Origin of the sequence: Microbulbifer sp. TB1203, from assembly GCF_030997045.1 — a bacterium.
In the GTDB taxonomy this organism is placed as follows: Bacteria; Pseudomonadota; Gammaproteobacteria; order Pseudomonadales; family Cellvibrionaceae; genus Microbulbifer.
Genome location: NZ_CP116899.1, coordinates 2,946,673 through 2,971,982, shown reverse-complemented (window position 1 = coordinate 2,971,982; position 25,310 = coordinate 2,946,673). Strand labels below are relative to the sequence as shown.

The 25,310-nt window shown below is 59.4% G+C and carries 36 protein-coding genes; 35 read left to right on the top strand and 1 reads right to left on the bottom strand.

The features are described 5' to 3' along the window. The first annotated feature begins 20 nt into the window (after window positions 1-20). The 5 genes from rpoC (at window position 21) to tuf (ending at window position 9,004) form a co-directional block, all read left to right on the top strand. On the top strand, window positions 21-4,250 hold the full coding sequence (gene rpoC, locus PP263_RS12485) for a DNA-directed RNA polymerase subunit beta' (RefSeq protein WP_308363837.1): 4,230 nt from the start codon (window positions 21-23) through the stop codon (window positions 4,248-4,250). Window positions 4,251-4,564: 314 nt separating this feature from the next. Continuing rightward, window positions 4,565-4,939: a 30S ribosomal protein S12 gene (gene rpsL, locus PP263_RS12480; protein WP_067150990.1), complete on the top strand. Its 375-nt coding sequence runs from the start codon at window positions 4,565-4,567 to the stop codon at window positions 4,937-4,939. Window positions 4,940-5,055: 116 nt separating this feature from the next. Next, window positions 5,056-5,526 carry a 30S ribosomal protein S7 gene (gene rpsG / locus PP263_RS12475; RefSeq protein WP_183463850.1) on the top strand — a complete coding sequence of 157 codons (471 nt, stop codon included), beginning with the start codon at window positions 5,056-5,058 and terminating at the stop codon, window positions 5,524-5,526. An 89-nt stretch (window positions 5,527-5,615) separates the two neighbouring features. After that, window positions 5,616-7,721 carry an elongation factor G gene (gene fusA / locus PP263_RS12470; RefSeq protein ID WP_308363834.1) on the top strand — a complete coding sequence of 702 codons (2,106 nt, stop codon included), beginning with the start codon at window positions 5,616-5,618 and terminating at the stop codon, window positions 7,719-7,721. Between the two features lie 89 nt (window positions 7,722-7,810). After that, on the top strand, window positions 7,811-9,004 hold the full coding sequence (gene tuf / locus PP263_RS12465; protein ID WP_308363833.1) for an elongation factor Tu: 1,194 nt from the start codon (window positions 7,811-7,813) through the stop codon (window positions 9,002-9,004). A gap of 103 nt (window positions 9,005-9,107) precedes the next feature. Here tuf and PP263_RS12460 read toward each other — a convergent pair whose 3' ends face one another. Continuing rightward, window positions 9,108-9,584 carry a YbaK/EbsC family protein gene (locus tag PP263_RS12460; RefSeq protein WP_308363832.1) on the bottom strand — a complete coding sequence of 159 codons (477 nt, stop codon included), beginning with the start codon at window positions 9,582-9,584 and terminating at the stop codon, window positions 9,108-9,110. A 186-nt stretch (window positions 9,585-9,770) separates the two neighbouring features. Between PP263_RS12460 and rpsJ the strand changes: the two genes are divergently transcribed. The 30 genes from rpsJ (at window position 9,771) to PP263_RS12310 (ending at window position 25,295) form a co-directional block, all read left to right on the top strand. Further along, complete coding sequence (gene rpsJ, locus PP263_RS12455; RefSeq protein WP_066967210.1) at window positions 9,771-10,082, top strand: 30S ribosomal protein S10; 312 nt, start codon at window positions 9,771-9,773, stop codon at window positions 10,080-10,082. Between the two features lie 110 nt (window positions 10,083-10,192). Continuing rightward, window positions 10,193-10,828, top strand: a complete 636-nt coding sequence (rplC, locus tag PP263_RS12450) for a 50S ribosomal protein L3 (RefSeq protein ID WP_308363829.1) — start codon at window positions 10,193-10,195, stop codon at window positions 10,826-10,828. An 18-nt stretch (window positions 10,829-10,846) separates the two neighbouring features. Next, complete coding sequence (rplD, locus tag PP263_RS12445; RefSeq protein WP_308363828.1) at window positions 10,847-11,461, top strand: 50S ribosomal protein L4; 615 nt, start codon at window positions 10,847-10,849, stop codon at window positions 11,459-11,461. Beyond that, a complete protein-coding gene (gene rplW / locus PP263_RS12440; RefSeq protein ID WP_183462965.1) occupies window positions 11,458-11,766 on the top strand; it encodes a 50S ribosomal protein L23 in 309 nt (102 codons plus the stop codon). The genes rplD and rplW overlap by 4 nt, the downstream gene beginning before the upstream one ends. A gap of 17 nt (window positions 11,767-11,783) precedes the next feature. Beyond that, entirely contained in the window at window positions 11,784-12,608 is an 825-nt protein-coding gene (gene rplB, locus PP263_RS12435; protein WP_183462964.1) for a 50S ribosomal protein L2, read from the top strand. Between the two features lie 158 nt (window positions 12,609-12,766). Further along, entirely contained in the window at window positions 12,767-13,045 is a 279-nt protein-coding gene (gene rpsS, locus PP263_RS12430) for a 30S ribosomal protein S19 (protein WP_067087044.1), read from the top strand. Window positions 13,046-13,060: 15 nt separating this feature from the next. Beyond that, entirely contained in the window at window positions 13,061-13,393 is a 333-nt protein-coding gene (rplV, locus tag PP263_RS12425) for a 50S ribosomal protein L22 (protein WP_067087040.1), read from the top strand. A 19-nt stretch (window positions 13,394-13,412) separates the two neighbouring features. After that, entirely contained in the window at window positions 13,413-14,093 is a 681-nt protein-coding gene (gene rpsC / locus PP263_RS12420; RefSeq protein WP_308363826.1) for a 30S ribosomal protein S3, read from the top strand. Between the two features lie 11 nt (window positions 14,094-14,104). After that, complete coding sequence (gene rplP, locus PP263_RS12415; protein WP_073277504.1) at window positions 14,105-14,518, top strand: 50S ribosomal protein L16; 414 nt, start codon at window positions 14,105-14,107, stop codon at window positions 14,516-14,518. Beyond that, entirely contained in the window at window positions 14,518-14,709 is a 192-nt protein-coding gene (gene rpmC / locus PP263_RS12410) for a 50S ribosomal protein L29 (RefSeq protein ID WP_193166393.1), read from the top strand. Before rplP ends, rpmC begins: the two co-directional genes overlap by 1 nt. Window positions 14,710-14,711: 2 nt before the next feature. After that, on the top strand, window positions 14,712-14,975 hold the full coding sequence (rpsQ, locus tag PP263_RS12405) for a 30S ribosomal protein S17 (RefSeq protein ID WP_183462960.1): 264 nt from the start codon (window positions 14,712-14,714) through the stop codon (window positions 14,973-14,975). Between the two features lie 34 nt (window positions 14,976-15,009). Beyond that, the gene (gene rplN, locus PP263_RS12400) at window positions 15,010-15,378 is read left to right on the top strand and encodes a 50S ribosomal protein L14 (protein ID WP_183462957.1); all 369 of its coding nucleotides are present in this window, start codon (window positions 15,010-15,012) and stop codon (window positions 15,376-15,378) included. A gap of 24 nt (window positions 15,379-15,402) precedes the next feature. Further along, a complete protein-coding gene (gene rplX / locus PP263_RS12395) occupies window positions 15,403-15,720 on the top strand; it encodes a 50S ribosomal protein L24 (RefSeq protein WP_308363824.1) in 318 nt (105 codons plus the stop codon). A gap of 18 nt (window positions 15,721-15,738) precedes the next feature. Further along, on the top strand, window positions 15,739-16,278 hold the full coding sequence (rplE, locus tag PP263_RS12390; RefSeq protein WP_183462953.1) for a 50S ribosomal protein L5: 540 nt from the start codon (window positions 15,739-15,741) through the stop codon (window positions 16,276-16,278). A 9-nt stretch (window positions 16,279-16,287) separates the two neighbouring features. Further along, window positions 16,288-16,593, top strand: coding sequence for a 30S ribosomal protein S14 (gene rpsN, locus PP263_RS12385; RefSeq protein WP_183462951.1), 306 nt, complete (start codon window positions 16,288-16,290; stop codon window positions 16,591-16,593). A 25-nt stretch (window positions 16,594-16,618) separates the two neighbouring features. Continuing rightward, entirely contained in the window at window positions 16,619-17,011 is a 393-nt protein-coding gene (gene rpsH / locus PP263_RS12380; RefSeq protein ID WP_308363823.1) for a 30S ribosomal protein S8, read from the top strand. 12 nt (window positions 17,012-17,023) lie between these two features. Next, window positions 17,024-17,557, top strand: a complete 534-nt coding sequence (gene rplF, locus PP263_RS12375) for a 50S ribosomal protein L6 (protein WP_308363822.1) — start codon at window positions 17,024-17,026, stop codon at window positions 17,555-17,557. 26 nt (window positions 17,558-17,583) lie between these two features. Further along, window positions 17,584-17,934, top strand: coding sequence for a 50S ribosomal protein L18 (gene rplR / locus PP263_RS12370; RefSeq protein ID WP_183462945.1), 351 nt, complete (start codon window positions 17,584-17,586; stop codon window positions 17,932-17,934). A gap of 10 nt (window positions 17,935-17,944) precedes the next feature. Next, complete coding sequence (gene rpsE, locus PP263_RS12365; RefSeq protein WP_308363821.1) at window positions 17,945-18,451, top strand: 30S ribosomal protein S5; 507 nt, start codon at window positions 17,945-17,947, stop codon at window positions 18,449-18,451. A gap of 53 nt (window positions 18,452-18,504) precedes the next feature. Beyond that, a complete protein-coding gene (gene rpmD, locus PP263_RS12360; protein WP_308363820.1) occupies window positions 18,505-18,690 on the top strand; it encodes a 50S ribosomal protein L30 in 186 nt (61 codons plus the stop codon). A gap of 1 nt (window position 18,691) precedes the next feature. Beyond that, the gene (gene rplO / locus PP263_RS12355; RefSeq protein WP_308363819.1) at window positions 18,692-19,126 is read left to right on the top strand and encodes a 50S ribosomal protein L15; all 435 of its coding nucleotides are present in this window, start codon (window positions 18,692-18,694) and stop codon (window positions 19,124-19,126) included. Between the two features lie 11 nt (window positions 19,127-19,137). Beyond that, window positions 19,138-20,484 carry a preprotein translocase subunit SecY gene (gene secY / locus PP263_RS12350; RefSeq protein WP_308363818.1) on the top strand — a complete coding sequence of 449 codons (1,347 nt, stop codon included), beginning with the start codon at window positions 19,138-19,140 and terminating at the stop codon, window positions 20,482-20,484. Between the two features lie 44 nt (window positions 20,485-20,528). Further along, entirely contained in the window at window positions 20,529-20,645 is a 117-nt protein-coding gene (gene rpmJ, locus PP263_RS12345) for a 50S ribosomal protein L36 (RefSeq protein ID WP_091516926.1), read from the top strand. Between the two features lie 414 nt (window positions 20,646-21,059). Continuing rightward, window positions 21,060-21,416 carry a 30S ribosomal protein S13 gene (gene rpsM / locus PP263_RS12340; protein ID WP_183462934.1) on the top strand — a complete coding sequence of 119 codons (357 nt, stop codon included), beginning with the start codon at window positions 21,060-21,062 and terminating at the stop codon, window positions 21,414-21,416. 87 nt (window positions 21,417-21,503) lie between these two features. Next, window positions 21,504-21,893: a 30S ribosomal protein S11 gene (gene rpsK / locus PP263_RS12335; RefSeq protein WP_183462932.1), complete on the top strand. Its 390-nt coding sequence runs from the start codon at window positions 21,504-21,506 to the stop codon at window positions 21,891-21,893. Window positions 21,894-21,908: 15 nt separating this feature from the next. Continuing rightward, window positions 21,909-22,529 (top strand): 30S ribosomal protein S4, encoded by a 621-nt coding sequence (rpsD, locus tag PP263_RS12330; protein ID WP_183462931.1) that lies wholly within the window; start codon window positions 21,909-21,911, stop codon window positions 22,527-22,529. Window positions 22,530-22,574: 45 nt separating this feature from the next. After that, a complete protein-coding gene (locus PP263_RS12325) occupies window positions 22,575-23,579 on the top strand; it encodes a DNA-directed RNA polymerase subunit alpha (protein ID WP_308363815.1) in 1,005 nt (334 codons plus the stop codon). Window positions 23,580-23,694: 115 nt separating this feature from the next. Continuing rightward, window positions 23,695-24,090, top strand: coding sequence for a 50S ribosomal protein L17 (gene rplQ, locus PP263_RS12320; RefSeq protein ID WP_308363813.1), 396 nt, complete (start codon window positions 23,695-23,697; stop codon window positions 24,088-24,090). A 151-nt stretch (window positions 24,091-24,241) separates the two neighbouring features. Beyond that, entirely contained in the window at window positions 24,242-24,490 is a 249-nt protein-coding gene (locus tag PP263_RS12315; protein WP_308363812.1) for a DUF1315 family protein, read from the top strand. A gap of 190 nt (window positions 24,491-24,680) precedes the next feature. Then, complete coding sequence (locus PP263_RS12310; protein WP_308363811.1) at window positions 24,681-25,295, top strand: hypothetical protein; 615 nt, start codon at window positions 24,681-24,683, stop codon at window positions 25,293-25,295. Window positions 25,296-25,310: the final 15 nt, after the last annotated feature.

Here is a 25,310-nt window from a genome sequence, read left to right as displayed (position 1 = left end):
CCCCTAGTGGAGGAAAGGCCTTGAAAGATTTGTTAAACCTGGTGAAAGCCCAGGAACAGCTGGAAGAGTTTGACGCTATCCGTATCGGTCTGGCTTCGCCGGACATGATCCGCTCCTGGTCCTACGGCGAAGTGAAAAAGCCCGAGACCATCAACTACCGCACCTTCAAACCGGAGCGCGAGGGCCTGTTCTGTGCCAAGATCTTCGGCCCGGTGAAGGACTACGAGTGCCTGTGCGGCAAGTACAAGCGCATGAAGCACCGCGGTATCATCTGCGAGAAGTGCGGCGTCGAGGTGACCAAGGCCAAGGTGCGCCGCGAGCGCATGGGCCATATCGAACTGGCCAGCCCGGTAGCGCACATCTGGTTCCTGAAGTCGCTGCCGTCCCGTATCGGCCTGCTGCTGGACATGACACTGCGCGATATCGAGCGGGTACTGTATTTCGAATCCTATGTGGTCACCGATCCGGGCATGACCAGCCTGGAGCGCGGCCAGTTGCTGAACGACGAGCAGTACTTCGAGGCGATGGAAGAGTTCGCCGACGAGTTCGAGGCCAAAATGGGCGCTGAGGCGATCCAGGAACTGATGCGCGATATCGATCTGCCGGCGGAAATCCAGCGCCTGCGGGAAGAGATTCCGGCCACCAATTCCGAGACCAAGATCAAGAAGCTGTCCAAGCGCCTGAAGCTGCTGGAGGCCTTCTATAAGTCCGGCAACAACCCGGAGTGGATGGTCATGCAGGCGCTGCCGGTGCTGCCGCCGGATCTTCGCCCGCTGGTGCCCCTGGACGGTGGCCGCTTCGCGACCTCCGACCTGAACGACCTGTACCGCCGGGTGATCAACCGCAACAACCGCCTGAAGCGCCTGCTCGAGCTGAATGCGCCGGACATCATCGTGCGCAACGAAAAGCGCATGCTGCAGGAGTCCGTGGACGCACTGCTGGACAACGGCCGCCGCGGCCGCGCCATCACCGGCTCCAACAAGCGCCCGCTGAAGTCCCTCGCGGACATGATCAAGGGCAAGCAGGGCCGCTTCCGCCAGAACCTGCTGGGCAAGCGCGTGGACTACTCCGGCCGCTCCGTGATCGTGGTTGGCCCGACCCTGCGCCTGCACCAGTGCGGCCTGCCCAAGAAAATGGCCCTGGAGCTGTTCAAGCCGTTTATTTTCGGCAAGCTGGAAGCCCGCGGCCTGGCCACCACCATCAAGGCGGCCAAAAAAATGGTCGAGCGCGAAGAAGCGGTGGTCTGGGACATTCTCGACGAGGTGATCCGCGAGCACCCGGTGCTGCTGAACCGCGCCCCGACCCTGCACCGCCTGGGTATCCAGGCGTTCGAGCCGGTGCTGATCGAAGGCAAGGCGATCCAGCTGCACCCGCTGGTGTGCGCGGCCTATAACGCCGACTTCGACGGCGACCAGATGGCGGTACACGTGCCGCTGACCATCGAGGCGCAACTCGAAAGCCGCGCGCTGATGATGTCCACCAACAACATCCTGTCCCCGGCCAATGGCGAGCCGATCATCGTGCCGTCCCAGGACGTGGTACTGGGTCTCTACTGGATGACCCGCGAGCGCGTCAATGACAAGGGCGAGGGCATGTTCTTCTCCGACATCAAGGAGGTGAGCCGCGCTTACTACGCCAAGCAGGTGGGTCTGCAGGCGAGGGTGAAAGTGCGCATCCGCGAGGTAATCGTCGGCGAGGACGGTGAGAAGCGCGAGCAGCGCAGCATCTACGACACCACTGTCGGTCGCGCGCTGCTGTGGAATATCGTACCGGATGGCCTCGGCTTCGACATGGTCAACAAGGCCATGAACAAGAAGTCCATCTCGCGCATTCTCAACCAGTGCTACCGCCTGGTGGGCCTGAAGGCAACGGTGATCTTCGCCGACCAGTTGATGTACACAGGTTTCGATTTCTCCACCAAGTCCGGCTCCTCCATCGGCGTGAACGACTTTGAGATCCCGGCGGCCAAGGCCGAGCTGATCGCCGCCGCGGAGGCGGAGGTGAAGGAGATCGAGAGCCAGTTCGCCTCCGGCTTGGTTACCGCCGGCGAGAAATACAACAAGGTCATCGACGTCTGGTCGCGCACCAACGACCGCGTGACCCAGTCCATGATGGACGGCATCCGCAAGGAGAAGGTGATCGATCGCGACGGCAAGGAGACCGAGCAGGACTCCTTCAACTCCGTGTACATGTACGCCGACTCCGGCGCGCGGGGCTCCGAGGCGCAGATCCGCCAGTTGGCTGGTATGCGCGGCCTGATGGCGCGTCCGGACGGCTCCATTATCGAGAACGCCATTACCGCGAACTTCCGCGAGGGTCTGAACGTACTGCAGTACTTCATCTCCACCCACGGTGCTCGTAAAGGTCTGGCGGATACCGCACTGAAAACCGCCAACTCCGGTTACCTGACCCGCCGTCTGGTGGACGTGGCCCAGGACGTGGTGGTGACCGAGCCCGACTGCGGCACCGACGACGGCCTGACCATGGCACCGGTGATCGAGGGCGGCGACGTGATCGAGTCCCTGGGTGACCGCATCCTGGGCCGCGTGGTTGCGCGCGATGTGCTCAGGCCGGGCACCGACGAGATCGCGGTATCCGCCGGTACCATGATCGACGAAGCCTGGGTCGAGCGCATCGAGACCATGGGCATCGACGAAGTGATCGTGCGCTCGCCGATTACCTGTGAGACCGCCCACGGTATCTGTTCCCAGTGCTACGGCCGCGACCTGGCCCGCGGTCATCGCGCCAATTCCGGCGAGGCGGTGGGCGTGGTTGCCGCCCAGTCCATCGGTGAGCCGGGTACCCAGCTGACCATGCGGACCTTCCACATCGGCGGCGCGGCCAGCCGCGCCTCCGCGGCGGACAGCATCCAGGTGAAGCAGCCGGGTACTGTGCGTCTGCACAATGTGAAGACGGTAAAAGCGGAAAGCGGTGTCCTGGTGGCAGTGTCCCGCTCCGGTGAACTGGCCGTCGCCGACAGCGCCGGCCGGGAGCGCGAGCGCTACAAGCTTCCCTACGGTGCCAGCATCACTGTGGAGGAGGGCGCCGAGGTGGACGGCGGCCAGGTAGTGGCCAAGTGGGACCCGCACACCCACCCGATCATTACCGAGGTGGCCGGCTGGGTGAAGCTGTCCGGCATGGAAGATGGACTGTCGATCCGCAAGCAGACCGATGAAATTACCGGACTGTCCTCCATCGAAGTAATCGATCCGGCGGAGCGCCCGTCCGCGGGCAAAGACCTGCGTCCGGCGGTGACCCTGGTGGACGAGAGCGGCAACGAACTGACCCTGGCCAACAGCAACGCGCCGGCGCACTACGCGCTGCCGCCGCGAGCCATCCTCAGCCTGGCCGACGGCGACAAGGTGAATGTGGGCGATATCGTCGCGCGTATTCCCCAGGAGTCCGGCGGCACCAAGGACATCACTGGCGGTCTGCCGCGAGTGGCCGACCTGTTCGAGGCGCGCAAGCCGAAGGAGCCGTCCATCCTGGCGGAGATCTCCGGTACTGTGTCGTTCGGCAAGGAAACCAAGGGCAAAGTGCGTCTGCAAATCACCCCGACCGACGGCAAGCCGTTGGCGAACGGCAAGGATCACTACGAGGTATTGATCCCGAAACACCGCCAGTTGACCGTGTTCGAGGGTGAAACCGTTGAGAAGGGCGAGGTTATTTCCGATGGCCCGTCCAACCCGCACGACATTCTGCGCCTGAAGGGCGTGGAGGAACTGGCCCGCTACATCACCAATGAAATCCAGGAGGTCTACCGCCTCCAGGGTGTGGGCATCAACGACAAGCATATTGAAGTGATCGTGCGCCAGATGCTGCGCAAGGTGGAGATCACCGAGATGGGCGATTCCGAGTTCATCAAGGGCGACCAGGTGGAGTACCAGCGGGTCATCGAGGAGAACGTGCGCCTGCGCGCCGAGGACAAGCAGCCGGCTCAGTTCGAGCGCCTGTTGCTGGGTATCACCAAGGCGTCCCTGGCCACCGAGTCCTTCCTGTCCGCGGCCTCTTTCCAGGAGACCACCCGCGTCCTCACCGAGGCGTCGGTCACCGGCAAGGAAGACCGCCTGCGCGGCCTGAAGGAAAACGTCGTGGTGGGCCGCCTGATCCCTGCGGGTACCGGCCTTGCTCACCACCTGGAGCGCAAGCGCAGGCGCAGCCTGCAACTGGAGGAAACTTTCGGCGAGGGACCGTCCGCCGCGGAAGTGGAAGCGGCACTGACCGAGGCCCTGAAGTCCTCCGGCGAATGATGAAAGCGGAATGCGGAATGCGGAATACGCGGTCTGGCTCTGTGCTGTAGGAGCGGCCGTTGGCCGCGATCCGGCTCCCGGCTAGCACCGGGGCTGATCGCGGTCGAGGAGTCGCCCTGCGGCACATGGCCAGATCGCGATTCCGCATTCAGCATTCATCATTCCGCATTGACTGGGCGCGGTCGCGCCTATAGAATGCGGCCCCCGCTTATGTGGGGTGTGCTGCCTGGCTTTCAGGCCAGCAGCTAGCACACACAGACGATTGGGCCCCCGCTCTCGAAGGTGGGGGCGTTTTATTTTTGGAGTGATTTTTAATGGCAACGATCAACCAGTTGGTTCGTAAGCCGAGAAAACGCAAAGTCGAGAAAAGCGACGTTCCCGCCCTGCAGGCCAGCCCGCAGCGCCGTGGAGTTTGCACTCGCGTGTACACCACTACACCGAAGAAGCCGAACTCTGCATTGCGCAAGGTCTGCCGTGTGCGCCTGACCAACGGTTACGAAGTGACTTCGTACATCGGCGGTGAGGGCCACAACCTGCAGGAGCACAGCGTGGTACTGATTCGCGGCGGTCGTGTAAAAGACCTGCCGGGTGTGCGCTACCACACGGTGCGCGGTGCACTGGACTGTGCCGGCGTCAACGATCGCAAGCAGGGCCGTTCCAAGTACGGCGCCAAGCGACCCAAAGGCTAATTGACCTTTATTTGACCCATTGCGTTTCGGTTTTCCAACCGGAGTAAGGCTGAGCTCGCCGATGAGTATTTGAGTTACGGCGGCGTCTCAGAGTAACCCTGAAGAGAGGCAATCCCATGCCAAGAAGACGAGTAGTCGCCAAGCGCGAAGTGCTGCCCGATCCCAAGTTCGGGAACGTCACCCTCGCCAAGTTCATGAACCACGTCATGATCAGCGGCAAGAAATCTGTTGCAGAGAGCATCGTCTACGGTGCCCTGGATATGGTTTCTGAAAAACTGAACAAAGACCCCATCGAAGTTTTCGAAGAGTCCCTGGAAAACATTGCGCCTATGGTGGAAGTTAAGTCCCGCCGCGTTGGTGGTGCGACTTACCAGGTGCCGGTAGAAGTGCGTCCCTCGCGCCGCATGGCTCTGGCAATGCGTTGGCTGGTAGAGTTCTCCCGCAAGCGCGGCGAGAAGTCCATGGCCCAGCGCCTGGCCAACGAAATGATCGACGCCTCCCAGAGCAAGGGCGGTGCGGTCAAGAAGCGTGAAGACGTGCACCGTATGGCGGAAGCCAACAAGGCGTTCTCTCACTACCGCTTCTGAGTCTGATGATTACCACCATCGGAAATTAATACCGAAAGGCAGCACGGAAATTCCAGGCTGCCTTTTGCCGTTATATCGAGGATACAACTGTGGCACGTAAAACGCCTATCGAACGCTATCGCAATATCGGTATCTGCGCCCACGTAGATGCCGGTAAGACCACCACCACCGAGCGCGTACTCTTCTACACTGGTCTGTCCCACAAAATCGGTGAGGTGCACGAGGGCGCCGCAACCATGGACTGGATGGAGCAGGAGCAGGAGCGCGGTATCACCATTACCTCCGCGGCGACCACCTGTTTCTGGGCCGGTATGCAGCAGCAGTTCCAGCAGCACCGCGTCAACATCATCGACACACCCGGACACGTTGACTTCACCATCGAGGTGGAGCGCTCCCTGCGCGTGCTCGACGGCGCCGTTGTCGTGCTGTGCGGTTCCTCCGGCGTACAGCCGCAGACCGAAACCGTATGGCGCCAGGCCAACAAGTACGAAGTGCCGCGCATGGTCTTCGTGAACAAGATGGACCGCGCCGGTGCAAACTTCCGCAACGTGGTCAAGCAGCTCAAGGACCGCCTGAATGCCAACGCGGTACCCCTGCAGATGACCATCGGCGCCGAGGACGATTTCAAGGGCGTGGTCGACCTGGTGAAAATGAAAGCCATCATCTGGAACGAAGATGATATGGGCATGACCTTCACCTACGAAGACATCCCCGCCGAGCTGCAGGACGAGTGCGAAGAGATGCGCGAGTTCCTGATGGAGGCTGCCGCGGAAGCCAGCGAAGAACTGATGGAGAAATACCTGGAGGAAGGCGAGCTTTCCGAAGAGGAAATCAAAGCCGGTATCCGCCAGCGCACCCTGGCCAACGAGATCGTTCCGGTCCTGGGCGGCTCTGCATTCAAGAACAAAGGCGTGCAGGCAGTGCTGGACGCGGTGATCGAGTACCTGCCGGCACCCACCGAAGTGCGTGCCATCGAAGGTACCCTGGAGGACGGCGAAACCGTCGAGACTCGCGAGGCGGACGACAATGCGCCGTTCGCCGCGCTGGCGTTCAAGATTGCCACCGACCCCTTCGTGGGCACCCTGACCTTCTTCCGCGTCTACTCCGGTAAGCTGGAGAGCGGCACCGCGGTGTACAACTCGGTGAAAATGAAGAAGGAGCGTGTCGGCCGCATGGTGCAGATGCACTCCAACGACCGCAAGGAAATCAAGGAAGTGCTGGCGGGCGACATCGCCGCGGCCATTGGCTTGAAAGACGTCACCACGGGGGACACCCTGTGCGCCGAGAACAGCAGGATCGTGCTGGAACGCATGGAGTTCCCGGAGCCGGTAATTCACGTTGCCGTGGAGCCGAAATCCAAGGCGGACCAGGAAAAAATGGGCGTGGCCCTGGGCAAACTGGCTCAGGAAGACCCGTCTTTCCGCGTGAAGACCGACGAGGAGTCCGGCCAGACCATTATCGGCGGTATGGGTGAGCTGCACCTGGACATCATCGTCGACCGTATGCGTCGCGAGTTCAACGTCGAGGCGAATATCGGCAAGCCGCAGGTGGCCTACCGCGAAGCCATCCGCAACACTTCCGAGATCGAAGGCAAGTTCGTGCGCCAGTCCGGTGGTCGCGGCCAGTACGGCCACGTCTGGGTGCGCTTCGAGCCGGCGGAGGACGAGTCCGCGGAAGGTCTCGAGTTCGTCAACGAAATCGTGGGCGGCGTGGTACCCAAGGAATACATTCCGGCGGTACAGAAAGGTATCGAAGAACAGATGCAGAACGGCGTACTGGCGGGCTACCCGCTGCTGGGCCTGAAGGCAAGCCTGTACGACGGTTCCTACCACGATGTGGACTCCAACGAAATGGCGTTTAAAATCGCCGGTTCCATGGCGACCAAGCAGCTCTCCTCCAAGGGCGGTGCGGTACTGCTGGAGCCTGTGATGAAAGTGGAAGTGGTGACCCCGGAAGAGAACATGGGTGACGTGGTCGGCGACCTCAACCGCCGCCGCGGCCTGATCCAGGGCATGGACGAAAGTCCCTCCGGCAAAGTGGTCAATGCGGAAGTGCCGCTGGCGGAAATGTTCGGTTACGCAACCGACTTGCGCTCCGCCACCCAGGGCCGCGCCACCTACACCATGGAGTTCCTGAAGTACGCGGAAGCGCCGAAGAACGTAGCCGATGAGATCATCGCGAAAACCAAGGCTTAAACAACCTTTGACTCAAAAGGCCTCGGGCGGCCGACAGGTGCACAGCTCGAGGCTTCTTTGACAAACTTTTAGCTATAGAGGACACGACAGTGGCAAAAGAAAAGTTTGAACGTTCCAAGCCCCACGTGAACGTGGGCACCATCGGTCACGTAGACCACGGTAAAACCACCCTGACCGCCGCGCTGACCCGCGTTTGCGCCGAAGTCTGGGGCGGCTCTGCAGTCGCCTTCGAAGGGATCGATAACGCTCCCGAAGAGCGCGAGCGCGGTATCACCATTGCCACCTCCCACGTAGAATACGAATCCCCGACCCGTCACTACGCCCACGTAGACTGCCCGGGACACGCCGACTATGTGAAGAACATGATCACCGGTGCTGCGCAGATGGACGGCGCCATCCTGGTCTGCTCCGCCGCCGACGGCCCCATGCCGCAGACCCGCGAGCACATCCTGCTGTCCCGCCAGGTAGGCGTACCCTACATCGTGGTCTTCCTCAACAAAGCCGACATGGTGGACGACGAAGAACTGCTCGAGCTGGTGGAAATGGAAGTGCGCGAACTGCTCGACCAGTACGAATTCCCCGGTGACGACACCCCGATCATCGTCGGTTCCGCGCTGATGGCGCTGAACGGCGAAGACGACAACGAAATGGGCACCACCGCCGTCAAGAAGCTGGTGGAAACCCTGGACGAGTACATCCCCGAGCCGGAGCGCGCGGTGGACCAGCCGTTCCTGATGCCCATCGAAGACGTCTTCTCCATCTCCGGCCGCGGCACCGTAGTGACCGGTCGTGTAGAGCGCGGCATCATCAAGACCGGCGACGAAATCCAAATCGTGGGCATCAAGGAAACCACCACCACCACCTGTACCGGTGTGGAAATGTTCCGCAAGCTGCTCGACGAGGGCCGTGCGGGTGAGAACATCGGCGCCCTGCTGCGCGGCACCAAGCGCGACGAAGTGGAGCGTGGCCAGGTACTGGCCAAGCCGGGCTCCATCACCCCGCACACCAAGTTCGAGGCGGAAGTGTACGTCCTGTCCAAAGACGAAGGCGGCCGTCACACCCCCTTCTTCAAGGGCTACCGTCCGCAGTTCTACTTCCGCACCACCGACGTAACCGGTGCCTGTGAACTGCCGGAAGGTACCGAAATGGTAATGCCGGGTGACAACATCCAGATGACGGTGACCCTGATTGCCCCGATCGCCATGGAAGAAGGCCTGCGCTTCGCGATCCGCGAAGGCGGCCGTACCGTTGGTGCTGGCGTGGTAGCCAAGATCATCGAATAAGCCGGTGCGCGGGGCTCCACAGCTCCGCATGCGGGCCGAAAGGCCCGCCCTGGAGTATCCGATAAAAAACGCTCAGTTGCTGAAAAGTGGCTGGGCGTTTTTTCTACGGCCAGTCCTTGCTCAAATCGCAGCTCTGGCAGTCCTCGAACAGCTTGGCAAAGCGCGTGCCGTCCATTTCCACCAGTTCCTCGTGGTCGCCGGCCTCGAAATAGACGGTGTCGCGGTGGCGCAGGCTGTTGTCCAGCACGGTGGTGATGCCGTAGGCCTGCCCCAGGGGTGGCAGGGCGCCCAGCTCGCAGTCCGGGAAGGCGCGGCTCAACTCCCCTTCCTCCACCATCTCCAGGTGTCTGCGGCCGGTCTCATCGTGCACCGCGCGCATATCCAGGCTGCTGCTGGCGGGCAGCACCGCCAGTACATAACCCTGGTCGTCTTTGAGCAGCACCGCTTTGGCCACCTGGTCTTCGCGGACGCGGGCCGCGCGTGCGCTCTCCGCGCTGCGCTGGCTGTGGGGATGCTGGACCAATTGGAAGTCGACCGACTGGTCGCGCAAATACTGACTCACTCTTGCAGCTATGGTCACGGTCTTTTCTCCTCGTTTCGCAGTGGCGTCTTTCAAGTGTAGTTTCACGCCGCGCCGGCGGTGCAAAACCAAGACTGGTTGGCGGTTGACAGGCCGGAGCGCTGACCGTAGAATTCGCGCTCCTTTTCGCCCGCCCTCGGGGCTGCGCAAAGGGACGTTCTTTGGTTTTGATTGGAGTTTGATTCCATGCAGGGTCAACGCATCCGAATTCGCCTGAAGGCGTTCGATCACAAGCTGATCGACACGTCTACCCAGGAGATCGTCGAGACGGCCAAGCGCACGGGCGCGCAGGTTCGCGGTCCCATTCCGCTGCCGACTCGCAAAGAGAAGTACACCGTGCTGATTTCCCCGCACGTCAACAAAGACGCGCGCGACCAGTACGAGATTCGTACCCACAAGCGTTTGCTGGACATCGTGGAGCCCACCGAGAAAACCGTCGACGCGCTGATGAAGCTCGATCTGGCGGCCGGTGTTGAGGTTCAGATCAGTCTCGGCTAACTCTTTTAATTAACTACCGAATCCCGGGCGAAAAAGGTCCGGGTAGTGTAACGCTCTGAAACTGGGCGGCCGCAGTGGGTTAAAGCCCCGTGCACTGAGAGGTTGAAACGATGACTATAGGTATTGTCGGCCGCAAGAGCGGCATGACTCGCATCTTCACTGAGGATGGCGCTTCTATTCCGGTTACCGTTATCGAGGTGGCCCCGAATCGCGTCACTCAGGTGAAAAGTGTGGAAACTGACGGCTATGCCGCGGTTCAGGTGACCGTGGGTAAGCGTAAGGCTTCCCGTGTCTCCAGGCCCCAAGCGGGCCACTTCGCCAAGGCCAACACTGAGGCCGGCACTCGTCTCTTCGAACTGCGCACCGACGCCTCTGAGGAGACCTTCGAAATCGGTTCTGAAATCACTGTCTCCGGCTTTGAGGCCGGCCAGAAGATCGACGTAACCGGCACTTCCAAGGGTAAAGGTTTTCAGGGCGGCATTAAGCGCTGGAATTTCAGTACCCAGGACGCAACCCACGGCAACTCTCTGTCTCACCGCGCTCCCGGTTCCATCGGCCAGTGCCAGACTCCCGGTCGCGTGTGGAAAGGCAAGAAAATGGCCGGCCACATGGGTGCTGAGCGTGTAACTGTGCAGAACCTGGAAGTGGTTCGTGTCGACGCCGAACGCAATCTGCTGCTGGTTAAAGGCGCCGTTCCCGGTGCGCCCGGCGGTGATGTAATCGTTCGTCCGGCAGTAAAAGCCTAAGTCTGAGGGGAAATGGATATGGAACTGAATATCGCTACTCCCGAAGGCGCCAAAGGCACTGTAGCTGTCTCTGAAGTGACTTTCGGACGTGAGTTCAATCAGGATCTCGTACACCAGGCGGTAGTGGCCTACATGGCCGGTGCCCGCCAGGGTACCAAGGCGCAGAAGAATCGCGCTGACGTTTCCGGTGGCGGCAAGAAGCCCTGGCGCCAGAAAGGCACCGGTCGCGCCCGCGCCGGTACCATCCGCAGCCCGCTGTGGCGCTCCGGTGGCGTAACCTTCGCCGCTGAGCCGCGGGATCACAGCGTCAAGCTGAACAAGAAGATGTACCGCGCCGCTCTGCGCTGCATCCTCTCCGAACTGGCCCGTCAGGAGCGCCTGGTGGTGGTGGAGTCCTTCGAAATGGAGGCGCCCAAGACCAAGCAGCTGGTGAGCAAGCTGGCTCAGTTCGACCTGGCGGATGCGCTGATAATCACTGAAGAAGTGAGTGAGAACCTCTACCTCGCTTCTCGCAACCTGCACAAGATCGACGTGCGCGACGTGCAGGGCATTGACCCGGTCAGCCTGATCCGCTTCGACAAGGTCGTGGTTACCGTGTCTGCGCTCAAGAAAATTGAAGAGGTGCTGGGATGAACAAGCAGGAGCGACTCTACAAAGTACTGCTCGGCCCGGTAATTTCCGAAAAAGCTGCTGCATTGGCGGACGCTGCCAACCAAGTGGTTTTCAAGGTCACCACCGATGCCGATAAAGCCGAGATCAAGGCCGCGGTTGAAAAGCTGTTCAACGTTTCCGTCGAGCAGGTTCGCACCGTGAACGTAAAAGGCAAAACCAAGCGTACGCGTTTCGGCATGGGCCGTCGCAACGACTGGAAAAAAGCCTACGTTCGCCTGGCCGAAGGCAGCGACATCAACTTTGAAGCTGCCGACGTAACGGCGTAAGTAAGGGGACAGTTGCAATGCCGATTGTAAAAAGTAAACCGACCTCTGCCGGCCGTCGCCACCTGGTCAAGGTTGTAAACCCTGACCTGTACAAGGGTGAGCCCTATGCTCCCCTGGTAGAGAAGAAAAGCAAGAGCGGCGGTCGTAACAACGCCGGTCGCATCACCACTCGCCATATCGGCGGTGGTCACAAGCAGCACTACCGTGTTATCGACTTCAAGCGCAACAAGGACGGTATCCCGGCCAAGGTTGAACGCCTGGAGTACGACCCGAACCGCAGTGCCAATATTGCCCTGGTCTGCTACGCAGACGGCGAGCGCCGTTACATCATCGCGCCGAAAGGCCTGAAAGCCGGTGCTACCGTGCAGTCCGGCGACGCGGCGCCGATTGTTGTGGGCAACACCCTGCCGCTGCGCAATATCCCGGTGGGTTCCGTGATCCACGGTCTCGAGCTGAAGCCGGGCAAGGGCGCCCAGTTGGCCCGCTCCGCCGGTGCCTCTGTGCAGCTGGTGGCGCGCGAAGGCCAGTACGCAACGGTTCGCCTGCGTTCCGGCGAGATGCGCAAGGTGTTGTCCGAGTGCCGCGCCACCCTGGGTGAAGTGAGCAACTCCGAGCACAGCCTGCGTAAGCTGGGTAAGGCCGGTGCCAAGCGCTGGCGCGGTGTTCGCCCGACCGTTCGCGGTGTGGCGATGAACCCGGTGGATCACCCGCACGGTGGTGGTGAAGGTCGTACCTCTGGTGGCCGTCACCCGGTAACCCCCTGGGGTGTGCCCACGAAGGGTAAGAAAACGCGTAAGAACAAGCGCACCGACAAGATGATAGTACGCCGTCGCGGCAAATAAGCCCGGCATACCGTGACCGGCACAGGATGTGCCGGCGCAAATCGGCAGCTTTGTTGCCGAGTTGGCGAAAGCCGATTACTGACATGCGCCGGAATCGGCGTCTTTTGAAAAAGTCAGGATGGCTTTTTCAAAACTGAGAGAGCAAAGAGGAATCTAAAGTGCCACGCTCATTGAAGAAAGGTCCCTTTATTGATCTTCATCTGATCAAAAAGGTGGAGGCGGCGATTGCAGCCAATGATCGTCGACCGATTAAAACCTGGTCCCGCCGTTCCATGGTTATGCCGGAAATGGTGGGTCTGACGATTGCCGTGCACAACGGTCGTCAACACGTGCCCGTACTGGTCAACGAAGAGATGGTTGGTCACAAGCTGGGCGAGTTCGCCGCTACCCGCACTTACCGCGGTCACGCTGCGGACAAGAAAGCGAAGAAGCGCTAAGCCGAGGTTATAACGATGGAAGTAGCAGCAAAATTACGCGGCGCTCGTCTATCGGCGCAAAAGGCGCGTCTGGTGGCTGATCAGATTCGCGGCAAAGGTGTCGAGGAAGCCCTGGACATCCTGGCGTTCAGCCAGAAGAAGGGCGCGGCGATCGTCAAGAAAGTACTAGAGTCGGCCATCGCCAACGCCGAGCACAACGACGGTGCCGACGTTGACGAGCTGAAGGTTTCCACGATTTTTGTGGATGAGGGTATGACCATGAAACGCATCAAACCGCGTGCTAAAGGTCGTGCCGATCGGATTCTTAAGCGTACTTGTCACATCACTGTGAAAGTGGCCGAGAAATAAGAGAGCAGGCGAGAAAACCATGGGACAAAAAGTACATCCTACCGGCATTCGTCTGGGTATCGTTAAAAAGCATACCTCTGTCTGGTATGCCGGCAGCGACGAGTACGCAGACAAGCTGTACACGGATCTGAAAGTTCGCGATTACATTCGCAAAAAACTGGCTCACGCTTCCGTGAGCCGTATCGAGATCGAACGTCCGGCGAACACTGCGCGTGTGACCATTCACACCGCCCGTCCGGGTATCGTGATCGGAAAAAAAGGTGAAGACGTAGAGCGCCTGCGCAACGAAGTCAGCGCGCAGATGGGCGTACCGGTGCACATCGACATTGAAGAAGTGCGCAAGCCGGACCTGGACGCCGCTCTGGTTGGCCAGAACGTTGCCCAGCAGTTGGAGCGTCGTGTGATGTTCCGTCGCGCCATGAAGCGTGCGGTGCAGAACGCAATGCGCCAGGGCGCCGAGGGCATCAAGATTCAGGTGAGCGGTCGTCTCGGCGGTGCGGAAATTGCCCGTACCGAATGGTATCGCGAAGGCCGTGTGCCGCTGCACACCCTGCGCGCAAATATCGACTACGCCACCGCTGAAGCGATGACCACTTACGGCATCATCGGTATCAAGGTTTGGATTTTCAAAGGTGAAGTCATCGGTGACGAAATTCCCGATGAGCAGCCGAAGAAGACCCGTAAGAAAGCTGCTAAATAAGGGGTACGCAGATGCTGCAACCAAAGCGTACAAAATTCCGCAAGGTACAGAAAGGGCGCAACCGCGGTCTTTCCCAGCGTGGCTCTAAAGTGAGCTTTGGCGAGTTCGGCCTCAAGGCCATCGGTCGCGGGCGCATTACTGCGCGCCAGATCGAAGCGGCTCGTCGCGCAATGACCCGTCACGTTAAGCGTGGCGGTAAGATCTGGATTCGCGTGTTTCCGGACAAGCCCATCACCAACAAGCCCCTCGAAGTACGGATGGGTAAAGGTAAAGGTGGCGTTGAATATTGGGTGGCTCAGATCCAGCCGGGCAAGGTTCTCTACGAGATGGAGGGTGTGTCCGAAGATCTGGCTCGCGAGGCTTTCGAGCTCGCTGCGGCCAAGCTGCCTGTAAAGACAACTTTCGTTAAGCGTTCGGTGATGTAATGAAGACTGCAGATCTACGCGAAAAGTCAGTTGAAGAGTTGAATCAGGAACTGCTGAATCAACTCGAAGCACAGTTCAAGCTTCGCATGCAAAAGTCCACCGGTCAGCTGACTCAGACCCATCTGCTGAAGCAGGCTCGTCGCGACATTGCTCGCATTAAGACTGTGTTGACTGAGAAGGCAGGTAATTAATCATGGCTGAAGCAGAACTGAAGCGCACACTCACTGGCAAGGTGGTGAGTGACAAGATGGACAAAACCATCACCGTTTTGATCGAGCGCCGTGTTAAGCACCCGATCTACGGCAAAATTGTGAGCAAGTCCACCAAGCTGAAGGCACACGACGAGAACAACGATTGCAGCATCGGTGATGTTGTAACCATCGAAGAGTCCCGTCCGCTGTCCAAGAGCAAGTCCTGGGCTTTGCAGAAAATTGTAGAGCGTGCGGCGAAGGTTTAACCCCTAGCGCATTGAAGAGTTTCGGAGAGAGACGATGATTCAAGCGGAATCCTACTTAGAAGTAGCTGACAACAGTGGGGCTCGCCGCGTCATGTGCATCAAGGTGCTGGGCGGCTCCCATCGTCGTTATGCTGGCGTGGGCGACATTATCAAGGTGACCGTTAAGGAAGCCATTCCACGCGGTAAAGTGAAGAAAGGTCAGGTAATGAATGCTGTTGTGGTTCGCACCAAAAAAGGTGTGCGCCGTGCGGACGGCTCCCTGATCAAATTTGACGATAACGCAGCGGTGCTGCTGAACCAGCAACATGCGCCGGTCGGCACTCGTATTTTCGGGCCGGTGACTCGCGAGCTGCGCGGTGAGAAGTTCATGAAGATCATCTCACTGGCACCTGAAGTTATCTAACGGCCTTCGAGCGGAGACAGAGTTATGCGCAAGATCAAGCGTGACGACGAAGTGATCGTTATTGCCGGTCGCGACAAGGGCAAGCGCGGTACAGTACGCAAAGTGCTGAACGACGGCCGATTGATTGTTGCCGGTGTGCAGATGATCAAGAAACACCAGAAGCCGAACCCCCAGCTGGGCGTTGCCGGTGGGATCGTTGAGAAAGAAGCCGCCATCCAGGCTTCCAACGTTGCCATCTACAACCCGAACACCCAGAAGGCTGACCGGGTAGGCTTCAAAGTACTGGAAGACGGCACTAAGATTCGCGTCTTTAAATCCAGCGGCGAAGCCGTTGGCGCTTAAGTAGATCAGGTAGATATCATGGCAAGGCTTAAAGAGCTCTACAGCAAAGAACTCGCGCCCAAGCTGAAAGAAGAGCTGGGGCTCGACAATGTGATGTCCGTGCCGCGCATCACCAAGATCACCGTCAACATGGGTGTCGGCGAAGCTGTTGGTGACAAGAAGGTACTGGAACACGCTGTCAGTGACATGACGGCAATTACTGGTCAAAAACCCATCGTGACCAACGCGCGCAAGTCTATTGCGGGCTTCAAGATTCGCGACGGCTGGCCGATCGGCTGCAAGGTGACTCTGCGCGGTGAGCGTATGTACGAGTTCCTGGAGCGCCTGGTCGATATCGCGATTCCGCGTATCCGCGACTTCCGCGGTATCAGCCCGAAGCAGTTCGACGGCCGCGGCAACTTTTCGATGGGTGTGACCGAACAAATCATCTTCCCGGAAGTCGACTACGACAAAGTCGACAAGCTCCGCGGTCTGGATATTTGTATTACCACTACAGCGGCTAACGACGATCATGGTCGTGCGCTGCTGAAAGCGTTTAACTTCCCTTTCAAGGGTTAAGAGGAATCCATGGCGAAGAAATCCATGATTGCGCGCGAAGTAAAGCGCGCTCGAACCGCAGCTAAGTACGCGCAGAAGCGCGCAGAGCTGAAGGCGATCATCGCCAGTGCCACTGCTTCTGAAGAGGAACAGTGGGAGGCTCAACTCAAGCTGCAAAAACTGCCGCGCGATGCAAGCCCGGTACGCCAGCAACGCCGCTGTCGTATCACTGGTCGCCCCCACGCTGTCTACCGCAAGTTCGGCCTGTGCCGTAACAAGCTGCGTGAGGCGGCAATGCGTGGTGATGTTCCCGGTCTGGTTAAGTCCAGCTGGTAAAGGCTGACTTGAGGAGTCGTAACAAATGAGTATGCAAGATCCGTTGGCAGATATGCTGACTCGCATCCGCAACGCCCTGGCACGCGGAAAGGCGACGGTCACCCTGCCTTCATCCAAACTGAAAATTGCTGTAGCCAAAGTGTTGAAAGACGAAGGCTACATCATCGATTACGCGGTAAGCGAAGACGCCAAGCCGGAACTGACCATTGACCTGAAATACTTCCAGGGCAAGCCGGTTATCGCCGAGCTGGACCGGGTTTCACGCCCGGGCCTGCGCGCTTACACTGGCAAGAAAGCGCTGCCGACCGTACGTGGTGGCCTGGGTATCGCGATTGTTTCCACCTCTCAGGGGGTGATGACCGATCGCGCTGCGCGTCAGGCCGGTGTTGGTGGCGAAGTGCTCTGCACCGTATTCTAAGCGGGGGTTGGTATGTCTCGAGTAGCAAATGATCCGGTAAAAATCCCCGCGGGCGTAACCGTGAACCTGTCAGGCCAGGATATCGCCGTCAAAGGCGGAAATGGCAACCTGAACATGGTAATTCACGGCGATGTGGAAGTGAGTGAGGCCGAAGGCCTGCTGACTTTTGCTGCGCGCAGCGGTTCCAAACAGGCCAAGGCGCTGGCGGGTACTACGCGCGCACTGGTCAACAATATGGTGGTTGGTGTCAGCCAGGGTTTCGAGAGGAAACTGCAGTTGAACGGCGTTGGTTACCGCGCAAAGGCGTCCGGCAAGACCGTCAACTTGACCCTGGGCTTCTCCCACCCTATCGATTATCAGCTTCCGGAAGGTGTGACTGCGGAAACGCCGAGCCAGACTGAAATCGTATTGAAGAGCAGCGACAAGCAGCTGCTGGGCCAGGTGGCCGCTGAGATCCGCGCATTCCGTCCGCCGGAGCCTTACAAGGGTAAGGGTGTCCGCTACGCCGACGAGCGCGTGTATCGCAAAGAGGCCAAGAAGAAGTAGGGCAAATTAGGTAGGACGACATAGAAATGAACGTCAAGAAGCAATCTCGCTTGCGTCGTGCACGCCGTGCCCGCGCCAAGATCCGCGAGCTGGGTGCTGTTCGCCTGACCGTGAACCGCACACCGCGACATATTTACGCACAGATCCTGTCTGCCGCCGGTGACAAGGTACTGGCTTCGGCCTCTACCCTGGACAAAGACCTGCGCTCAGGGAAAACCGGGAACGTCGACGCCGCCGGGGCGGTGGGCACCCTGATCGCCGAGCGCGCCAAAGCGGCCGGCGTTGAGCAGGTGGCCTTTGACCGCAGCGGTTACAAGTACCACGGCCGCGTCAAGGCCCTGGCTGACGCTGCCCGCGAAGCCGGTCTGAAATTCTAAGGGTTGAGTTATGGCTAGAGAGAAAGACAAAAGCAACGACGAAGGCCTGCAGGAAAAGCTGGTCCAGGTCAATCGCGTTGCAAAAACTGTTAAAGGTGGTCGCATCTTCGCCTTTACCGCACTGACTGTGGTGGGCGACGGCAACGGCCGCGTTGGCTTCGGTCGCGGCAAGGCCCGCGAGGTGCCGGTGGCGATCCAGAAGGCGATGGAAGCGGCGCGCCGCAACATGATCCAGGTGGATCTGAACGGCGACACCATCCAATACGCTACCAACGGCCGCCACGGCGGTTCCAAGGTGTATATGCAGCCCGCTTCCCAGGGTACAGGTGTAATCGCCGGTGGCGCCATGCGCTCTGTACTGGAAATGGCCGGTGTGCACAACGTACTGGCCAAGTGTTACGGCTCCACCAACCCGGTGAACGTGGTGCGCGCAACCTTCAGTGCCCTTGAAGAGATGTCCAGCCCGGAAGACGTCGCTGCCAAGCGAGGCAAATCCGTCGAGGAAATCCTGGGCTGATCGGCGCCGAGGGCCGCCAAGGGCAAAGTCGAATTCGTTTTGAGTGAAAAGTCATGGCTAAGAAGACCATTAAAGTCACCCAGGTCAAAAGCATCGCCGGTCGTCTGAAGAACCATCAGGCGTGCATTGCCGGTCTGGGACTGCGCCGCATCGGTCACACCGTGGAAGTGGAAGACACTCCCTCCGTGCGCGGCATGATCAATAAAGTCAATTACCTGATTAAGGTAGAGGGGGAATAACATGCGTTTGAACGACTTGTCTCCCGCAGAAGGCCACAAACACAGCGCCAAGCGCGTCGGCCGCGGCATCGGCAGCGGCCTGGGCAAGACCGCCGGTCGCGGTCACAAGGGCCAAAAGGCACGTTCCGGCGGCACTGTGCGTCCGGGTTTCGAAGGCGGCCAGATGCCGCTGCAGAAGCGCCTGCCGAAGTACGGTTTCACCTCGCGTGTTTCCCGCGTCACTGCGGAAGTGCGTCTGGCCGAGCTGGCAAAGGTGGACGCCGATGTCATCGATTTGGCAGCGTTGAAGAATGCCGATATCATCGGCAGCCACGTAAAACGCGCCAAGGTGTTTCTTTCCGGCGAACTGACCAAGGCGGTAACCGTTAAAGGTCTGGCGCTGACCAAAGGAGCCAAGGCGGCTATCGAAGCCGCTGGCGGAAAAATAGAAGACTAATCGAGGCCCCAATGGCACGACCAGGATCCGGCGTAAACTCCCTGGGCAACAGCAAGGGATTGGGCGAGCTTTGGGCTCGCCTTCGTTTTCTGTTCCTCGCGATACTGGTGTATCGCGTGGGGACACATATTCCGGTGCCCGGTATTGATCCGGAGAAGCTGGCGAATCTGTTCAACCAGAACCAGGGCACTATCCTGGGGATGTTCAACATGTTCTCCGGCGGCGCCCTGGAGCGTATGAGTATCTTGGCGCTGGGCATCATGCCCTACATCTCCGCCTCCATCATTATGCAGCTGATGAGCGCGGTGACGCCCTCTCTGGAAGCATTGAAGAAGGAGGGGGATGCCGGTCGGCGCAAGATCAACCAGTACACCCGCTACCTGACGGTGGTGCTGGCACTGATCCAGGGTATCGGCATGACCTTCGGCCTGGCGGGACAGAATCTGTCCTACTCGGCGGAGCCGGCCTTCGGTTTCTACTTTGTGGCGGTGACGTCCCTGGTGACCGGTGCGGTGTTCATGATGTGGCTGGGTGAGCAGATCACCGAGCGAGGTGTAGGCAACGGCATTTCCATGCTGATTTTTGCGGGCATCGTCGCCGGTCTGCCGAGTGCTATCGGCCAGGCTTTCGAACAGGCGCGGCAAGGCGAACTGCACATTTTGCTGCTGTTGGCCATCGGCTTTGTCGCTGTCGCCGTGGTGTACTTTGTGGTGGTGATGGAACGCGGCCAGCGCCGGATCACCATCAACCACGCCCGCCGTCAGGCGGGGCGCTACTCGGCGGCGCCGGCTGCCCAGTCGAGCCATCTGCCGCTGAAGGTGAACATGGCCGGTGTTATCCCGGTGATCTTCGCCAGCAGCATCCTGCTGTTTCCCGCCACCCTGGCGCAGTGGTTCGGCCAGGGAGGCGAGGGCCTAGGTGCGGAGATACTGCAGAAATTGGCACTGGCCTTGGGGCCGGGGCAGCCGCTGAACATTATCCTGTTCGCCGGCCTGATTGGTTTCTTCTGCTTCTTCTATACGGCGTTGATGTTCAACCCCAATGAAGTGGCGGACAACCTGAAACGATCCGGTGCCTATGTGCCAGGTATCCGCCCGGGTGAGCAGACCGCGCGTTATATCGACAGCGTGCTGACTCGCTTGACCCTGGTGGGTGCCGTGTATATCGCACTGGTCTCCCTGCTGCCGCAGTTTCTGGTGGTGGGGTTGAACGTACCTTTCTATCTGGGTGGTACTTCGCTGCTGATCGTTGTAGTGGTAGTGATGGACTTTATGGCACAGGTGCAGTCACATCTGCTGTCCCACCAGTACGAAGGAATGATGAAAAAGGCGAACCTGCAGAGCTATGGTCGCCGCTAATTGCGGTACACCGGCGAGCAGTTTGATTGAATTGAGGTAAGGTCATGAAAGTACGCGCTTCTGTAAAAAAGATCTGCCGTAACTGCAAAATCGTGCGCCGCAAAGGTGTTCTGCGAGTAATCTGCAGTACCGATCCGCGCCACAAGCAGAGACAGGGCTAAGCTGGCGCCGAGTTCCCGCTCGGCAGGCGGACCGCAAGGCCCGCCAGTGTAGGAGCGGCCCATGGCCGCGATCAGAGTCCGATCGCGGCCATGGACCGCTCCTACAGGAAGAATTAGCCGGCTATCGCCGCCCCGCGATAACCGGCGACGCCGCAAGCCCTTCCAGGCGGGCGGTGGATATCGGAAGGCCGGCTGGCTGGACGATATCGAAAAGGGGGCGCTGACTGTCGTCCATTACGCCCTCCGCCAGAGGCGGAGGGCGTTGGGCTATTGCAATTTAGTGTCTGAAAAGCTATTCTTGCGCGCCTTTTTGGTGGCGCCGCCGGTTTTTTAGTCGCTGTCAGCGCCGAATTTAAGTAGAGCCACGCTCTTGATTAATAAAGTAGTGGCTCCCAATACGTGGAGTATGCCTCTATGGCACGTATTGCTGGTGTCAATGTACCAGACCACAAGCACGCCGTGATCTCCCTGACCCATGTTTTCGGGGTCGGTCGCACCACGGCGAAGTCTATTTTGGCAGCGACCGGTATCGCTGAATCCACCAAGATCCGCGACCTCTCCGAAGAGCAGCTGGAATCCATCCGCGGTGAAATTGCCAAGCTCACCGTTGAGGGCGACCTGCGCCGCGAAGTGTCCATGAACATCAAGCGTTTGATGGACCTGGGCTGCTACCGGGGCCTGCGCCACCGCCGCAACCTGCCGGTTCGCGGCCAGCGCACCAAGACCAACGCCCGCACCCGCAAGGGTCCGCGCAAGCCCATTCGTAAATAGGTTTTGGGCAAGTAAAGCGCACTCGCGGTTTTCACAAGCCCTCTCTCCTTGAGAGGAGGGATTTGATACAGGATTTAGGATACAGGTATGGCCAAGCCAAAAACTACTGTTCGCAAGAAGGTCAAAAAGACCGTTGTCGACGGTGTTGCCCACGTCCACGCATCGTTTAACAATACGATCGTAACGATCACCGATCGCCAGGGTAACACCCTCAGCTGGGCCACTTCGGGTGGTTCCGGTTTCCGCGGCTCTCGCAAGAGCACGCCGTTTGCAGCCCAGGTTGCCGCCGAGCGCGCAGGTGTTGCCGCTCAGGAGTACGGCCTGAAAAACCTCGACGTTGAAGTCAAGGGCCCCGGCCCCGGTCGCGAATCAGCGGTTCGCGCACTGAACAACTGTGGCTTCAAGATCACCAACATCACCGACGTGACGCCCATTCCGCATAATGGATGCCGTCCGCCCAAAAAACGTCGCGTGTAACAGGGGGCTGACAAAATGGCACGTTATATTGGACCAAAATGTAAACTTTCCCGCCGGGAAGGTACCGATCTGCAGCTGAAAAGCGGCGTTCGCCCGCACGACTCCAAATGTCGCGCAGAAGCCAAACCCGGCCAGCACGGCGCAGGTCGCGGCCGTCTGTCCGACTACGGCGTACAGCTGCGCGAGAAGCAAAAGGTTCGCCGTATCTACGGCGTACTGGAAAAGCAGTTCCGCAACTACTATAAGGAAGCGGCGCGCCTGAAGGGCGCCACCGGTGAAAACCTGCTGCAACTGCTGGAGAAACGCCTGGACAACGTGGTGTACCGCATGGGTTTCGGTTCCACCCGTTCCGAAGCGCGCCAGCTGGTTTCCCACAAGGCGATTCTGGTCAACGGCAGCGCTGTGAACATCCCTTCCTACCAGGTTAAGGAAGGTGATGTGATTTCCATACGCGAGAAAGCCAAAAAGCAGATGCGTATCCAGCATTCCGTTTCCCTCGCCGCCCAGCGTGGCGACGTCGAGTGGGTAGACGTCAACGCGAGCAAACTGGAGGGCACTTTCAAGCGCGTTCCGGATCGTGTGGACCTGCCGGCAGAGATCAACGAAAACCTTATCGTGGAACTCTACTCCAAGTAAGACCTAGTTCCACTTAAGGCAAAGTAACTGTAAACAGGTATGGCTATGCAGACTGCTGTCAACGAGTTTTTGACACCGCGTCGTATTGACGTCACCGAGTACAACCCGAACCACGCCAAAGTGGTTCTGGAGCCCCTGGAGCGTGGTTTCGGCCACACTCTGGGCAACGCCCTGCGTCGCATCCTGCTGTCTTCCATGCCGGGCTGTGCCGTCACCGAGGTGGAAATCGACGGTGTCGAGCACGAGTACAGCGCGATTGAAGGTGTACAGGAGGATGTGATTGAAATCCTGCTCAACCTGAAGGAAATCGCCGTTGTGATGCACGGCAAGGACCAGGCGGTACTGAACCTGAGCAAGAAGGGCCCGGGTGCGGTGACAGCTGGAGATATCCAGGTGGATCACGACATCGAGATCGTGAATCCCGAGCACGTGATCGCCAATATCACCGGCGACGTGGAACTCAGCCTGCGCCTGACCGTAGCGCGCGGTCGGGGCTACCAGCCCGCCGACGCCCGCCGCGACGAGGAAGAGGAAACCCGCGCGATCGGCCGTCTGCAGCTGGACGCCTCCTACAGCCCGGTTCGGCGTGTGGCCTACAGTGTGGAGTCCGCGCGTGTGGAGCAGCGCACCGACCTCGACAAGCTGGTGCTGGACCTGGAGACCAACGGAACCCTGGACCCGGAAGAGGCTATTCGCCGCGCCGCCACTATCCTGCAGCAGCAGCTGGCAGTGTTCGTGGACCTGGAAGGCGAGAAAGAGGCCCAGCCGGAATCCAAGGAAGAGGAAGTGGACCCGGTCCTGCTGCGCCCTGTGGACGACCTGGAACTGACCGTGCGTTCGGCCAACTGTCTGAAGGCGGAAAACATCTACTATATCGGCGACCTGATTCAGCGCACCGAGGTAGAACTGCTCAAGACTCCGAACCTGGGCAAGAAGTCCCTGACCGAAATCAAGGATGTCCTGGCTTCCCGTGGCCTGTCCCTGGGTATGCGTCTGGAGAACTGGCCGCCGGCCAGCCTCAAAGGCGACAGCAAGCTGAGCGCCCTGTAAACATTATTAAATATTGCAGTAGCGGCCTCTGGCCGCGAAAGAATTAACTTCAGCGGTTTTTACCGCGCCAGAACGACTTGCCGCGAAGGCAATTGAAGTCGTAAGGAATTGAGTCATGCGTCATCGCTATAGTGGCCGTAAATTCAGCCGTACCAGCGCTCACCGCAAGGCCATGTTCAAGAACATGACCGCCTCTCTGGTGGAGCACGAACTGATCAAAACCACATTGCCGAAAGCCAAGGAGCTGCGCCGCGTTGCCGAGCCGTTGATCACCCTGGCCAAGAAGGACAGTGTCGCCAATCGCCGGCTGGCTTTCGCCCGTATCCGCGACAAGGATGCCGTGCGCAAGCTGTTCGACGAACTGGGCCCGCGCTACGAAGCCCGTCCTGGCGGATATATCCGCATCCTGAAGTGCGGTTTTCGTGCCGGGGACAAGGCCCCAATGGCCTATGTCGAACTGGTAGACCGCCCCCAGGTCGAAGAAGACACGGCTGAAACCGCCGAAGCGTAAGCTCCGGCGTCCCGCACAGAAAAGCCGGTCTGAGACCGGCTTTTTTGTGTGAAGCACATCCCTGTGCTTCACCTCGCGGGTCAACTAAAGCTGACGAAAAGCGCTCCCCGGCGCTTTTGTGCGCATTTGATATCCGAGGTATTGGGCCCCCATGTCTTTCCAGCAACTGCTCAACAATCTCAATCCACAGATAATCGGTAGCCTGAAACGCGCCATTGAGCTGGGCAAATGGCCCAACGGCGCCGCTATCACCGACGAGCAGCGCCGGCTTTGTGCCGAGGCGGTGGCCAACTGGGAAAAGCGCAGTCTGCCGGTGGAAGCCCGCGTGGGCTATGTGCCGCCTAAGAATACCCCCTGCGCGGATAAAACGGTGGACGAGCAAAAGCTCAACTGGGTGTAGCAATTTTGGGAACCCGGGACTCGAACTTCACCTTGTAGGAGCGGCCCATGGCCGCGATCGGACTCTGGTAGGTGTAGAAGCCAGATCGCGGTCACGGGCTGCTCGTACGCGCAGCTGCCTGACGCACTTTGTGCATTTCCTTGGAATGGCTACACTGTTCCCGTTACCGCCAATAACGGAAGCAGCAACAATGAATAATAAGATCCGGCTATCTGTTGTTATCGCCCTGGCCCTGGGCGCAGGCGTCGCCACCTGGCGATATTTCTTTTCCCCCGCGCAGAGCAGCGCCGATATCCCCACGGAAGTCACCGTCGCCGACGATTCCGACCCCAGCCCCGCCAAACAGGGTCGGGAAGACCTGTCCAGCCTGCTGTCCGATCCGCGGGTGCAGCGCTATTTCCAACGGGAAAAGGACAAGCGGTCGCTACAGGACTACTTCAGCAACAGCGGCGAACTGAGCGCAGAGGAGAGCTGGCAGCTGATCGAGGCCATCGAGGCCGAGGGCCGCATAATGGCCTACGAGGCGATGGCGCTGAAACTGGCCTGGCTGGAGCGCAACAGCGCCAGCAAGTCGGAATTTGATCGAGCCGCCGGTGAGCTGGTGGAGAGTTACCGGCAGAAATCGCAACAGAGTGCCGAGGAGTACGATCCTTATGAGGACGTACCGGGATTTGCCGAATACAAGGAAATGGAAGCGCAGATAGTGCGCGAGGTACAGCAGATGACCACTTTCCCCGACAGTATGAGCAAACAGGAATACCTGCGCAGGCGACTGCAGGAAGCCCGGGAAAAAGCGTATCAATGAACAGTGATTGCGGAG